This is a genomic window from Methanosarcina sp., from assembly GCF_028693135.1.
Lineage (GTDB): Archaea > Halobacteriota > Methanosarcinia > Methanosarcinales > Methanosarcinaceae > Methanosarcina.
In genome coordinates this window covers 1-14,165 of sequence record NZ_JAQUVZ010000070.1, presented here as the reverse complement: position 1 = coordinate 14,165, position 14,165 = coordinate 1, and the positions used below count along the sequence as shown (strand labels likewise).

The following is a 14,165-nucleotide window of genomic DNA, read 5'->3' as shown; positions in this document are numbered from 1 at the left end:
AAATATCAGCGATACATTTAAAAATCCGAATTGTCAATGTGTAGAGATCATCATGCTCATAGTACTCTCATTAGGCGGTTCAATTCTCGCAAAAAATCTTGATTCGGATCGTTTTTTAAAATACGCAAAAGTCCTGCGCGACATCTCAAAAAAGCATACGCTGCTGGTAGTAACTGGCGGCGGAGAAGCGGCACGGAACTACATAGATGCTGTGCGGGCCATGGGGGCAGATGAAGTAACCTGCGACTACATAGGCATTGAGATCACTCGCCTGAACGCAAGACTGCTTATTGCAGCCCTCGGACCCGATGGATACCCTGAGGTTCCTGGAAACTATCTTGAAGCCTCAAAAGCTATGAACTCAGGAAAAGTCGTGGTAATGGGTGGGGTTACGCCCGGCCAGACCACTGACGCTGTAGCTGCAATCCTTGCAGAATATCTGCGGGCAGACCTGCTGACAATTGCAACCTCGATTGACGGAGTTTATTCATCAGACCCCAACTGTGACTCGAGCGCAGTAAAATATGACATAATCTCTCCTGAAAAACTCATAAGCATAGTCATGGCAATTGAGATGAAGGCAGGCTCCAAATCCCCTGTAGACCCAGTAGCCGCAAAGATCATCGAACGCTGCAAGCTCGACGCCCTTGTTATGGATGCCCGGGACCCTGCCCTGCTTGGAGAAATTCTGGGCGGAGAGGCAGCCAAAAAATCACCGGTATCCTGCGGGACCTGGATTACAGTAAAAAAATAAAAAGCCTGGACCCTAAAAAACCTGGACTCCTGGGCTTTTGAGCCCTTCTCCAGGATATCAAAAAATACAAAGTCTTCATCAAAAACACAAAAAACACATCAAAACTTAAACATAGAGGTTCCTGCATATATTCATATTGCAGAGAACCAGATAGTTTACCGAGTCTGGTTCCAGGCAGCTTTTGGAAAGAAGGAGGGACCGGGCTTGAGTCTGCCGGAAAAAAAGAACTGTTTAAAACTGAGAGAGTTTACTTTTCGTTTATTATCTTTAATCGTATTCCTGACTTTCTTCTGTGTTCAGGCAAGTCCTGTATCCGGAGCAATGAACGGGACAATTGCCGGAGAAGAAAGTCCCCTTATTGTTGATTTTTTCTCAGACCATGACCTGAGCGATGCAACGGTCAGGTTTGAACAGCCCCTTGAGAACGTTTCCCTTGTTTTTACCCTGAGCTCAGGAAAAGAAATCCTGAAATCAGAGACCTTCCAGCTTGGCTCCGTAGATAGGGGGCAGGAGATCACAAAAGTCCTTTTCTGGGGACTTGAAGAGGACTTTAAAAAAGATAAGGAATCCTATACAGCACAGCTTTCTGTAAAGGACGGAAGCAAAACTCTTGAGTCCCGGAAACTTTCATTTTCTTACCGAAACCAGTATCTTTCAACCCTCAAAATTGTGGATTTCTCTGCAGACTCCGAAAAAGCTTCCGTTCTGATAACCCTTATGAGCTCCGCAAATCTCGGATTCGTTCAGATGCCTGAGCCCAGCGTGGTGGACCTGGACCTGAAACTCCTTTCCGGCACGGACATCATATATTCTGAAAGCCTGGAAAATGTCCCTGTGACAGACGCATACTATAAAGCAATGACCTGGCCCTTCCTTCTCGAAAAAGACAGAGATTACACGGCTCTCCTGAAGGTGCATTCCCATTCTCCTGACATTACTACGGCTTATACCTCGAAATTCAAGGCAGAAGAAAAAGTAGAACTCCTTGATACGGACATCGACGTAGACGAATATGGGGCAAGCGTTACGATAGTCGGGAAATCCCAGGTGCCTTTTGATGGGATTATCAGGGTCGTGCTGACTCCTGAAGAAGGAGATGTGCAGGTCTTTGAAGAAACTGCAGATATCCTGACCGCAGGACAGGAAGATACCGTAGGAATTATCTGGCAGGGGGTTCCCAGGGGCGACTATAATGTAAAGATCTATGTGCTAAACCTGGAAGGCGAAGTCATGGACAGCCATGAAACAGTCCTGAGGGTTTTTGAGCCCGTAGCCGAGATAAACCCCTCAGAAGAATCTCCAGCCTTCGGTTTTCAGGCAGCCCTTGGTATTCTCCTGTGCTTTGCGGTTTTTTCGGGAAGAAAAAGGAGAGGGAAAAAAGAAGTGTGATAGGCATCTCAATAAGTTCAATACACAACTTAAACTGACAGCTTAAAATGCATACTTATGCGAGATCATTATGTTTGACCTGATCATCCGAAACATAACGAACAGGAAAGTCCGGAGCGCACTGACAATCTGCGGGATAGCCCTCGGGATTTTTGCAGTTATAGTTATGGGTGCCATGTCTGAGAATTTCCACCAGACTTTTGAGCGTTCCATGAGTGTAACCAGCGACAAGATCCGGGTTTTTGCTGAAAGCGGGGTTTTTGGAGGAGGGCTCGAGGACGATAAGGTAAGCGACGTGCTTCGTGTAGCCGGGGTAAAAGATGCCTACGGGCTTTTGATGACCACCTTTGATGAAGACAAGATGGGCATGACCGGAAAACAGATCCTCGGCGTCCCCCCTGAAAAGTCCAGCGTTGCCCTTAATCCTGTGGAGCTGAAAGCAGGCCGCTTCCTCAATCCGGGAGATTCCTACAGTGTGGTCGTCGGAAACAACATCAAAAGAGAATACGGACTTCAGGAAGGAAGCAAATTTGAAATCCATGACAAATATTTTACCGTCGTCGGAATCCTTGATTATACCGGCTCAATCTTTGATAATGCTGTGATCATTCCCCTTGAAACTGCCCAGGACCTTTATAATGTGGGCGATTCGGTATCCTACATCTTTGCCGTGCCTGACGAGAGGGTGGATGCCGAGATGCTCTCAAAACGCATCGAGTTAAGCGTAAAAGGCACAAGCACCCTTTCTCCGGGAGAACTTGAGGTGCAGGCAAAGCAGTCCTTCATGATTTTCAGCGTAATAACGATCAGTTCAGGGCTCCTTGCAGCAATCATAGGCGGGCTGTGCGTGATGAATACGATGCTTATGTCTGTTGCAGAAAGGACGCGGGAATTCGGGATTTTGAAAGCCATAGGCGCAGAAACCCGGGACATCCTGCTCCTGACACTCGGAGAGGCTTCATTAATGGGCTTATTGGGTGGGATTCTTGGAATCCTGGTTGGTGTTGTGGCTGTGTATGTCATGAATGCCTGGCTTGAAACGACAAGGATCGTGCTTTTCCTGATAACTCCCAGGCTTCTTATAATTGCCATGGTTTTTGCTCTGCTGATTGGCGCTCTTTCCGGACTTTATCCAGCTTATAGAGCTTCAAAAATGAGTCCTATGGAGGCTTTGAAACATGCCTGAAGAAAAAATGGGGGGCCTGATGTCGGCAAAAAAATCCGGAACTGATGGACATAACGAAGGACAGAAAGTTATCATGCAGGTTGAAAACCTCTCCAAGACCTATATCCGGGGCAAGATCCCTATCCATGCCCTTCGCTGTGCCTGCATAACCGTACGAAAAGGAGAGTTCCTTGCCATCATGGGACCTTCGGGTTCAGGGAAATCAACCCTTCTTGCGCTGATCGGCACACTTGAAGAAGCCACTGACGGAAAGGTTATCCTTGATGGGACAGACCTGACATCTGTGCCTGAAAAACTGCTTCCCCGCGTGAGAAGAGAGAAAATCGGTTTTATTTTCCAGCACTACAACCTGATCCCTACACTTTCTGCCCTTGAAAACGTGGAACTTGCAATGCGCTTTTCCGGGGTGCCAAAAAAAGAGAGAAAAGAAAGGGCAAAATCCCTGCTTGAAGACCTTGGTCTTGGAGATCGCCTCAATCATAGGCCCTCAGAGCTGTCCGGGGGAGAGCAGCAGAGGGTTTCTATTGCAAGGGCACTCGCGAATAAACCTGCTCTGATTCTTGCAGATGAGCCAACCGGAGAGGTGGACAGTAAAACCCGGGATTCCATTGTCCGCACATTCAAGGAGTTGAGCGAAAAGGGGCAGACAATTCTTGTGGTTACCCACGATCCCGAGGTTGCAAAGGAATGTTCGAGGGTGCTCAGGATTACGGACGGGCTGATCAAAGATAATTAAAGGCAATAAGGAAGAGAAAAGAAGCGAAGAGCAGAAAAAAGGAAAAAAGGAAAAAATAAAGAGAAATAAATCAGTGAAAAACCTTTAAGAATTATTTTTACCCCTCAAATTTCTCCGATTTCCCAGCCCAGGTGCTCTTTTATGACAGTATATGCCATCTCCGGGGGGATAATTCCAATATCAGTTACGATCATGTCGATGTATTCCGCAGGGGTAAAGTCAAAAGCCGGATTTTTTACCTGCACATGGGAGAGGTCTGCAATAATTGCAGGATCGACTACTTCATCTGCAGTCCTTTCTTCGATTTCGATGGGATTTCCTACAATGGTGCTCGGGCTGAACTTGAAGGTCTCAGCAGCTACCATAAAACTCTTTCTGGCTTCATGGGCAGCAAGAGCAAGCTGAGAAGTCCCGATTTTGTTTACAAGAGCTCCATTGGCTGCAATTGCGTCAGCCCCAACAATAACTTTGTCCACATCTTTCATGTAGTAACGTACGGCAGAGTCCACGATAAGGGTTGTAGGGATACCAAAACCATTCAGGTGCCGGATTGTTAATAAGCCCTGACGTCTTGGACGGCTTTCGGTGGCGATAACCGAAATCTTTTTTCCGTCTTCAAAAGCTGTAGTGATGATAGAAAGAGCGGCATGAGAGTTGCAGTGGGTCATAATAACGTCTCCATCCTGAATTCTTCTTGACCCGATTTTCCCTATTTTTTCAAGAGCGCGATCCGCTCTCTCGATAAAAATGTTTGCATTCTTGATGATTTCCTGTCTTGCTTCTTCTACATTTCCAGAAGAATATCTCGAAGCAAGTTTTACGGCATTCGGGAGGGAAACGGCTGTAGGACGGGTACTTATAAGAAAACTCGAAACTTCCTGGATGCTGGAACTAAACTCCTCCATTGAAGTTACCTCCAGCCCTGCAGCATAATCCCTGATGGCTTCAGCCGCAGCTTTTGCAATCCTGCCTGCGCCCCGGATTTCCATTGTCCGGATTTTTTCTGCGGTTTCCTTAACTTTTTCCATAATATAAAGGATAGTCAGAGCCCGATTTATAGCTATCTTCCAGTAGCTCCCGATCTCAGGAGATAAAGCCCCGGATTCATTTAGATTCAGATCTCTGTTATTTTTTCTGATCTGTCCCTGTAGTAAGCAAAAAGGTCTTCTCCCCATTGAAGGGCAACGGGGTCGAAACCCATTACATCCTGTTTATGGTCAAAAGTGCCGTCAGAAAAAGGAAGACTTAGAGAGAGGAAACTGTCAGTGACAGCATGAGAAAATTCTATTTTTTCGTCACATACATAGAAACATGCATTCCGGAAATTTATAAATTCTCGAAATTCAGTTCGATATTCCTCTTTTATTCTCTCGTAAACCGGCCGGGTTACAAGAATAGATATGTCCACTCCTTTTTTTGCTAAAGTAAGAAAAAAAGATGGGTAAAGCGGATGGAAAATGGAGGCAATACCATTTATCCGTTTTGATATGGCGAGGTTTTCCACAAATTCCCTGTGAGGTTCAAAGAGGCGGGTCCTGTCAGGAGGTTCGGAGAACGTACAGTTACACAACTCCCCAATCCTGCTCCTTAAAGAGAGGGGTATGCAATCAATTGCATGGTTTGCCCAGTACTCATAGCAATTGCCAAAAACAGTTAATAAATTCACCACTGCTTGCATTCTTCCAGCTACTGCTACGCCAAGAGGAGACAGGATGTAAACATCATCTGTCTTGAATACCAGAGACTCATCTCTTAGTTTTTTTAGCTGAGGAAGGACAGCTACAGCACTAGAGTTCATATATTTTTTTATTTGTTCGATCGTTTTTGGACCCTTATTCAGAAATAAAATAAGATCCTTCCTTTTTTCAGATAAAAAAATTAATTCGAGAAGTGGGCTATTCATGTTTTTGCTATATATGTAAACGCTTGATAAGTATCTTTCGAATTTTTCAGCTTTTTTTTCAAAAAACAGTAGCAAATAACTGGCAATTGCCACCTATCTGCATAACAAAAACACAATTGATTGTGTGAACAGAAGAATAAAAACCCAAATAAATATTACAGAGTCAAAAATGATTATAATTGAGGAGGTCAGATATAAGTTTCAGGTCAAAAGAGCTTGATTTTAAGGCCATTAAATAATTTAACGAGAAGTAAATTTTAAGGTCGTATAGGTTATATACCTCTATAACATAAAAAGGAAGTTGACGATTAAGAGTTAAGGGGTTTTCTCTTAATCGTAGGGTTGAATCACACAATTGGGAGTCGAATCAGAGGTGGCAAACGGCTCCCAATACTAGCACCAATATTTTAGAAGAGTTTTAATCCATAAAAAATTTGTATCTGGTATTATCAGGCATCAGAATTTTGAAAAAAGTTTATATTTGATCCAAATAAATTTGCCCATTTGTGTCCGGATTGGCGAAGGTATCAATTGGGAAGGGGCAGATTGGAAAAATTGGAAGCCTGAAAACCAGATTTGAACTAGCTAAGATGAAAAAACTTAAATTGTTGAGTGTCAAATCTTTAAATAAATATTTAAAGAGAAATGAAGAGTAAGGTTATGGATTATTTACAACGGTTTTGAAATATTTAATGCGAATAAAAAATTTGATTGAAACAAATATTTTAAAGATAGCTAAAAAAAGTAAGAGCATGAACAATTTGAATAGTAAACAATATTTCATATCGTTTATTATATATGATTAGAAAACATAAAAAGTGATAGAGATTGAGAGTTAAAGGGTTTACTTTCAGTCGAAAACATAAAAAGTGATAGAGATTGAGAGTTAAAGGGTTTACTTTCAGTCTAATGGGGTTGGATCATCAGTAGGGACCTTTGAACGGAAAATTACGGTCCCTATTATCCTAATTATAAAATAACGTAGAGCATGAACTCTTTTTACTGAAAAATTTTACATAATTGACTGAGTCAATAATTGCCTGATTAATTTACACCCTCTGCTGTTTTTTCTGTCGTTTCTAATTTTCGCCTCTTTTCTATCGCCTTTACCTCTTTGGCTTTTTTTACTCTCCAGCTATTTTTTCTATTTCTAAAAATACCACATAGAAGCGGATAAATTCAAGGACGGTAAACGCCACAAAGATATTTAGCCAGAAATAAAAAGTTAAAGTGAGGGTCCGACTTCCCTGATGTCTGCGGAACATGAGGATAAAAAAGTGCATAGAGGTAGAGTACATCACAACTTTGAAACCTTTTAAAACAATGCCAGTAATCGATTTGTAATTAATACTTCATTATTTCTTTGTAATATCAATGAAATACAGAATATATAAATAGTAGTCAGAGAATATGAAAATGCTTAATTAAATTAATCGGATATATCAGGAAAAATAATTAAAGTAGGAGCTGAAAACCTGGATTTCAATAACGCTAATTTTGATACTGCTGTAAAGTTCCACGGACATATCTGCCCCGGTATTTCTATAGGGTACAGAGTAGCTATGCTGGCTGCAGAACGTTTTAAGGACAGGAGTAAAGATGAAGAACTTGTTGCAATTGTGGAAAACCGATCATGTTCAGTGGATGCGATCCAGGCAATAAACGGCTGTACCTGCGGGAAAGGAAATCTCATCTTTAAAGAACACGGAAAACACATATATACATTTTTCAAGAGAGGGGATAAAAAAGCCCTGAGAATTTCCCTGAAACCCGATGTCCTCCCCCAGGACGAAAAACACACGGCACTCTTCGCAAAACTGAGAGCAGGCACTGCAAGCCCTGAAGAGGCAGAGGAATTCAGGGTTTCCCACGCAGCAAAAAGCCAGAGAGTTCTGGAAATGCCGGAAGAGGAACTTTTCCGTGTCAGTGAAGTAGAAATCGAGCCTCCGGAAAAAGCCATAATCTATCCTACCCTGATATGCAGCAAGTGCGGAGAAGGCTTTATGGAGCCCCTGGGAAGGGTGAAAAACGGAGAAATAGTCTGCATCTCCTGTTTTGAGGCAAAAGATGAGTGAAAACACGGAGACAATTCCCAAAAAAGTCGAGTTTACCCCTATAGGATACGTTGAGAATGAATACCTTGAACCGGGGTATAATGAAGAAATCTACCAGAAGGTTTCAAAAATCATCCTGAGAAAAGACCTGGTAGAGGGGCTTTACAGAGTAGAAGAGCTTGAAAAACTGTATATCCTCTTTTATTTCAGTAAATCAAATGGGTATAAACTAATCCACCGCCGCCGCTATGACGGGGAGATGTCCGGAGTTTTTGCAAGCAGAAGCCCATTCCGCCCTAATGGGATAGGGCTTACCATTGTAGAGCTTTTAAAAGTCGAAGGTAATGTCCTCCATGTAAAAGGCCTTGATGCCATCGACGGGACACCTGTGCTGGATATAAAGCCTTATCTAAAAGAAATTGAAGAAACGAAAGAAGAACTTACAGAATGAAAAGGACAAAAAATAAATCCAGGAAATTGAGAAGTCAAAAATCAAAGTAAGTCAAAAATCAAAGAATAAAAAGTCCTTTTTTAAGATGAAAAAGGGGATTACCCCTTTTCAAACCTCATTTACAGTTTCTTTTTACGGAATCCCAGGTAAATTCCAGCGGCTGCTACCACCACAAAGAGGGTTCCAAAGATGTCGGCGCCAGAGAAGGACATACCTCCTCCATCCTTATTTTCAACGGTCTCCTTCGTCATCTCATAGCCTTCAACATAATCAGAGTCCGCGGCCTTTCGGACTTCTGGGGCTGGTTCCGGGGAATCTACCCCATAGCCTGAATCGGAATTCTGAACAGTTTGGTTGCTGGCTGATTCCCCGTTGCTTGCAGTCTGATTGAGTTTTTCAGCAACACTCGTCTGGTGCCCTTTGCTGCTACTGTGTTTTTCAGGCTCTTCCTGTTCAAGGGATTCCTGTGTAGCCGCTTCAATTGCCTCACTGAAACCGGGAACTGAGACCAGGCCCGATACGTAGCTGTTGAGGAGGGGGTTCCCACAGGTATGGTGGCAACAGGTGACCCCATCTTCGACCACGGACTCTGCGTATTCCGCAGCCAGGCTTTCGAGTAACTCATCCGAGGCATCCCAGCTGCCTTTGCGAGCGGTCTCCAGCATCCTTGCCGTCATAGACTGATATGCATAAGGATTCTTCTGCTTGATCCAATCGCTGAGTTCCTGGTCTGCCATGTAAGTCTGATACACCTGATTCCACATATCATCGCTGATCAAATCCGGGTTTGTGGCTTCCCAGCCCCAGAGGTTCTCAATGAAGCCTCCCATTTCCCGGGCTCCTGCATAATCATGTTCCTGCATACCTTCAATCCATTTCGGGTTGAAATAGCGGGAGTACATTTCCCTTGTGAGGAACTTTTCCAGAGTTTCAATTTTCCCATCTCCTCCGGTCAGCATGTTCGTGATAAATGAATCCGGATACTTTCCACCCGAAACGGAGCTGACTGCGAGATTCAGCCCTCCCATATACTGGAAGAAGTCATCATTGTCCAGAGTCCCGTAGAGGTTTGTGCTCCGGCTGTGCACTGTGGCTTCAACATCTGCAAGGTTCTTTTCGAAAAGGCCCCTCAGGTTTTCACCCCAGACGTTTTCTCCGTAGGCGTTGCACATCTTGCTGATGTAAAGGTCTGCCAGCACATCATTGCTCTCCCAGGTATCACTTGCAGAGACCGCATTAGGAAGACCTGTGCCGTAGGCACCGTTCGAAGACCCGAAAATCCTTAGCAGAGCCAGATCCAGCGCCTCACTTTCATTAAGGGAACCTTCACTCATCAAAGAGGCTTTCAGAGCTTCAGCATTTTCCCGGACATAGTTGGGGGAATCTTCCTGAGCATAAGCCAATTTTACGGCTTTGTCCAGCAGGACCACTTTGCCAGGGTACATGTCCCTGTAGAGACCTGAAATCTGAATCACCACATCAACTCTGGGCCTGCCCAGGGTCTCCATGGGGATAGCTTCCACATCAACTATCCTGCCGCTGTTCCACACAGGTTTGACCCCGAGTAGGTAGAAGATCTCTGCTTCCATAACTCCTTCATGCCTGGTGGTTTCCCCGGCCCAGAGAATGTAAGCTACCTTTTTCGGATATGTCCCGTGCTCGGCAACATAGGCTTCAAGCATCTGATCAGCCATCTCCTGCCCGAGCGTCCAGGCAGCTTCTGTTGGCACTATCCGCTGGTCAAAAGCATAGAAGTTTCTTCCCGAAGGCAGAGTTTCAGGGTTTCTAACAGGGTCGCCTCCCAGATTCCCTGGGATGAACCTGCCATCCAGAGCATTGAGGACCTGCTGGATTTCCTCTTCCCCAAGAGCCAGATTTGCAGCATATTCTTCTGCACTGGAAAGGAAGTTAGTGACAGTTTCATTGCCTGTCCCGAGCACCTGCATCTGAGCATCCGTGGAATTAACGCCCTGGTTCAGGACAAGATCCAGCAGATAGAGCTGGGCACCTTCGGTTTCATTGAATTCATTTACCGAGTCAGCAAAATCAGTGCCGAGCATGGAATTTACCATACCAACAAGTTGATCCCCTTTCGGGCTTGTGCCCAGGATGTGCAACCCGTAAGGCATTGACTGGCTCTTATAATCCTCCAGCAGTTCCTCAAGGCTTTCCAGGAAAGTGGTATTGAAGTAAGTCTCGTTATTTTCCGCCTCTGTCATGTTGAATTTGTCATCCAGGGACAGAGACAGGGTCAGGTTTAAAACCTCAGACCTGTGGGCTGATTTCAAAGATTCGTCTACCTTTGCCTGATCATAGTTCCGGATAGCCTCACTCAGGTTTGCGTAAGCCCCATAACTTCCTGCTGAAATAATCGGGGGGACAAGGTGGTCAACGATGACTGCCCCTCCTCTGCGTTTTGCCTCATTACCTTCTCCAAGCCCGTCCATAACGTAAGGATAAATTACGGGCAAATCTCCGATCATAAGGGAAGGCCAGTCGTACCGCGAAAGCCCGAACTCTTTTCCAGGCAGCCATTCCTGAGTCCCGTGCCTGCCGAAGTGGACCAGAGCATCACTGCCAACTCCCCCATCTTCAGAGGAATGCTGGAGCCAGAGGTAGAAGGCAATGTACTGGTGGTGAGGAGGTAGATCTTTGTCATGATAGAGAGCTTCGTTGTCATCAAGCCAGCCTCTTGAAGGCTGTGGAACCAGAAGCACATCCTCTCCGACCTCGATTCTTGGAATTACGAGGTATTTTCCACTTTCGTTTTCCCAGACCATGATCTCCCCGGGTGCAGGGCCCCACTGGTTAATGACGTCCTGCTGCCTCTCTTCAGGAAGCTCCAAAAACCATCCCTCATAGGTGCTTTCCGGAACGAGAGCGATTTTGCCTGTATCAACCAGTTTCTGAAGTTCTCCCGGGGCCCAGGTCCCTATGTTGATCCCCTGAGTAAGCATCAGGTCAAGGAGTTCGGTCTCGTTAGGGACCTGGCTTTCATTCAGGGTATATCCGCCGGCAGCCATAGAATCAAGAAGGCTGGACAAACTGGGGACAACATCGAGATAGGAAGCTCCTATGTTATCCTTTCCCCCTCCGTGGTTATAATAGATTATAGCAACTTTTTTATCGGATTCCGGAATTTCCCCGAGGTTCACCCAGCTTTCGACGCGGTCAATGAGCCAGTCCACCTGATAGTCTATTGAAACTGACACCTCGGTCTCGGTCTCGGAGTCCAGTTCTGTTGAAGCCATTATTACCGGGTCAATCGCCCCCCAGAGTTCCTGCATATCAAGCTTCATCATCTTATCTGCAGGAAGCGGGCTGCTGCTGGCTTCATACTCTGTTCTGTTCATATAATTGTTAACAATGCCGTTGATTACAGGCACATCGAGCTCTTCAGCATCAAACTTGTTGCCAAAGTACGTAAACGAAATAATCGCATCCACAAGGACTTCATCCCCCTGCTTGAAAAAGTCCCCGGAGGAAAGGGAATCCGACCCGTAAGTGGCAATAACATTGTAGTCCCTTGCTTCCAGTTCAGAGATCAGAGCATCAATTGGCTCAATCTGGAAGGGGAAATAGCTCTGGTACATGGTAATTGCAACGGTGGGCTTTGCCGGATCGTAGGCATGCCCTCCATCACTTCTGTTAGAGTACCAGGCAAGGTAGGTATCCAGAGAATCGGTAAAGTAACCTGTCATGTTCGCATGGTAGATCGCCCTTTCAGGAAGCGTGTGCGGGTCCTCGTACAGGAGGTCAGACCTGCCGCAGCAGTCTTTAGCGATACAGAATAGAAGGTTTTTCAGGTTGCTCTGATCATAAGCCCCGTTAAGCCAGTAATTGTTCAGCTTTTCCCTGTAGCCCTCTACCTGGTCTGCAGAAAGCGGGATACTCTCATTCAGTAAGGTGTCGTCGTCAATAACCACGCACCCACTTGCAATCGCTTCATCCACCGTCGGTGTGAGTTTCTGGGCGGTTGAGGGGCTGAGCATGTTGATGTAGATAATGTCCATCCCACTCAGGTCAACGTTATTTTCCATTACGTAGTCAGCCATAAAACAGCTGAGAGTCAGGTCCAGGCTGCCGTTATTGTTGATATCCTCCATCAGGTTTTTGAGGGGAAGTTCATGGCTCCGGTACCCGGTCACAATTGCAATGTCCAGATGCTGGCCAGTGATGGGGGTCACCGGAGTTTCTTTTACCACTTCCCTCAACAAAAGAACGTTTGTGAACCCCAGAGATATAGGGTCGCCTCCCATCTGTTTCTGGCGGGTGAGCCCGCTGATTGCAGCACTTCCTGTCAGGCCAACCCCACTGTGAGGCAGGTCAAGAAGGGCCTGGGACTCATTTGCATCAATGTCCCTGCTTGAGGTATCAAGGTTCAACAAAAGGTCCGTCCCCTGAACCTGGATTTGTTCGTCGGCCCGACGCCATTTGTCCTCGTTGTAAAGAGCAACAAGCGTATAGTTTCCGTCGGGAATCCCGGAAAGCAGGTAGTTGCCTTCAGCATCACTTGTAGTGTTGGCAACAAGTTCGTACTGGATGGATTCACTTCCTGCCGCCGGGGAAGTAGAAAACAGCATTAAAAGGATTAAAATAATCAGTCCGGAAGCCTTAAATCTTTTATTTAGAGGGTCTCTTTTTTTATTCAACTGTTCTTTCATAATTCCTACTCCAGAATAATTAAGTATATCACTGTGAAAAAAAACTTATAGCGGTATTGATTTTGTATGCTGCTTGCAGGAAACTTTTAAATTTCGGTTTGAAAATACAGAAAAATAAAAGTCCACAGCAAATCAACAACGAAAGTAAACTTTACTAATTAAGATAGGGAAAAACACCATTCAAATTAGATCATTAAAATATGTTTTAGATAGCTATCGCCTCAATAAATTATCAACTGTTCACCTCAAAACACAAACATACAGGATTCGTTGAACGCAATTTTACTTTACTTACATAAAAAACTGCGATTTTGGGTAATAGATATTAGCCGTGAAGATAACAACAGTGTGGGAAGAAATGGAGGAAGAAAAGAAAAAGGAAAAGAAAAGAGCATAAAATGAAAACTCCTTTCTTCCAGACAGGTTCACATCTTCTTTTTACGGAATCCGAGATAGATTCCACCCACTGCCACCATCACGAAAAGAATCCCGATAACATCAGATCCCGAGAAGGACATGCCGCTGTTTTCAGCTTCTTCGACCGGATCTTTCTGCATCTCGTAGCCTTCAACATAGTCGGGATCTGCCGCTTTGCGGACATCAGGAGCAGGGTCTGGGGAATCCAAACCATATCCTGCATCTGAGTCCTGAACAGTCTGATTGCTGTCCGAGGATTCGGAATTTGCTTTAGCAGTCTGGTTGAGTTTTTCGGCAACGCTCGTCTGATGCCCTTTGCTACTACTGCTGCTGCTCTGAGCCTCATCTGGGGCTTCCTGAGTTTCAGCATGGGTTGCTGCTTTCAGTTGTTCAACATAGCCAGGGACAGATACCATCCCGCTTACAAACTCGTGAAGTAGCGGATTTCCACAGGTATGGTGGCAGCAGGAAGCTCCGTTTTCAGCTACCGATTCTTCATATTCTTTTGCGAGGCTTTCGATAACCTCGTCCGAAGGTTTCCAGTATTCATGCCTGACAGCTTCGAGCATTCTGGCTGTTATCGACTGGTAAGCATCGGGATTGTTCTGCTT

10 protein-coding genes and 1 pseudogene are annotated in these 14,165 nt (G+C 45.1%); 7 read left to right on the top strand and 4 right to left on the bottom strand.

The window, feature by feature from the left end; translation table 11 throughout:
* Positions 1-52: 52 nt before the first annotated feature.
* From pyrH to PHF18_RS17310, 4 genes are all read left to right on the top strand, one after another.
* Entirely contained in the window at positions 53-754 is a 702-nt protein-coding gene (gene pyrH, locus PHF18_RS17325; protein WP_300104911.1) for a UMP kinase, read from the top strand.
* 204 nt (positions 755-958) lie between these two features.
* Positions 959-2,143 (top strand): hypothetical protein, encoded by a 1,185-nt coding sequence (locus tag PHF18_RS17320; RefSeq protein ID WP_300104906.1) that lies wholly within the window; start codon positions 959-961, stop codon positions 2,141-2,143.
* Positions 2,144-2,213: 70 nt separating this feature from the next.
* Positions 2,214-3,329, top strand: a complete 1,116-nt coding sequence (locus PHF18_RS17315; protein ID WP_300104904.1) for an ABC transporter permease — start codon at positions 2,214-2,216, stop codon at positions 3,327-3,329.
* A 73-nt stretch (positions 3,330-3,402) separates the two neighbouring features.
* Complete coding sequence (locus tag PHF18_RS17310; protein ID WP_300104909.1) at positions 3,403-4,065, top strand: ABC transporter ATP-binding protein; 663 nt, start codon at positions 3,403-3,405, stop codon at positions 4,063-4,065.
* A gap of 104 nt (positions 4,066-4,169) precedes the next feature.
* On the opposite strand, the gene PHF18_RS17305 is transcribed toward PHF18_RS17310, so the two are convergent.
* Both PHF18_RS17305 and PHF18_RS17300 read right to left on the bottom strand, forming a co-directional pair.
* On the bottom strand, positions 4,170-5,093 hold the full coding sequence (locus PHF18_RS17305) for a ribose 1,5-bisphosphate isomerase (protein ID WP_300104903.1): 924 nt from the start codon (positions 5,091-5,093) through the stop codon (positions 4,170-4,172).
* Positions 5,094-5,179: 86 nt separating this feature from the next.
* Positions 5,180-6,061: a winged helix-turn-helix domain-containing protein gene (locus PHF18_RS17300; protein ID WP_300104902.1), complete on the bottom strand. Its 882-nt coding sequence runs from the start codon at positions 6,059-6,061 to the stop codon at positions 5,180-5,182.
* A gap of 413 nt (positions 6,062-6,474) precedes the next feature.
* On the opposite strand from PHF18_RS17300, the gene PHF18_RS17295 reads away from it, so the two are divergent.
* From PHF18_RS17295 to tsaA, 3 genes are all read left to right on the top strand, one after another.
* Positions 6,475-6,624, top strand: coding sequence for a hypothetical protein (locus PHF18_RS17295; protein ID WP_300104900.1), 150 nt, complete (start codon positions 6,475-6,477; stop codon positions 6,622-6,624).
* A 783-nt stretch (positions 6,625-7,407) separates the two neighbouring features.
* A complete protein-coding gene (locus PHF18_RS17290) occupies positions 7,408-8,043 on the top strand; it encodes an FmdE family protein (protein ID WP_300104907.1) in 636 nt (211 codons plus the stop codon).
* Complete coding sequence (gene tsaA, locus PHF18_RS17285; RefSeq protein WP_300104898.1) at positions 8,036-8,473, top strand: tRNA (N6-threonylcarbamoyladenosine(37)-N6)-methyltransferase TrmO; 438 nt, start codon at positions 8,036-8,038, stop codon at positions 8,471-8,473. Before PHF18_RS17290 ends, tsaA begins: the two co-directional genes overlap by 8 nt.
* A 119-nt stretch (positions 8,474-8,592) precedes the next feature.
* On the opposite strand, the gene cobN is transcribed toward tsaA, so the two are convergent.
* Both cobN and PHF18_RS17275 read right to left on the bottom strand, forming a co-directional pair.
* Positions 8,593-13,137 carry a cobaltochelatase subunit CobN gene (cobN, locus tag PHF18_RS17280; RefSeq protein WP_300104896.1) on the bottom strand — a complete coding sequence of 1,515 codons (4,545 nt, stop codon included), beginning with the start codon at positions 13,135-13,137 and terminating at the stop codon, positions 8,593-8,595.
* Between the two features lie 425 nt (positions 13,138-13,562).
* Positions 13,563-14,165, bottom strand: a pseudogene (locus PHF18_RS17275) (cobaltochelatase subunit CobN); the annotation flags it as partial.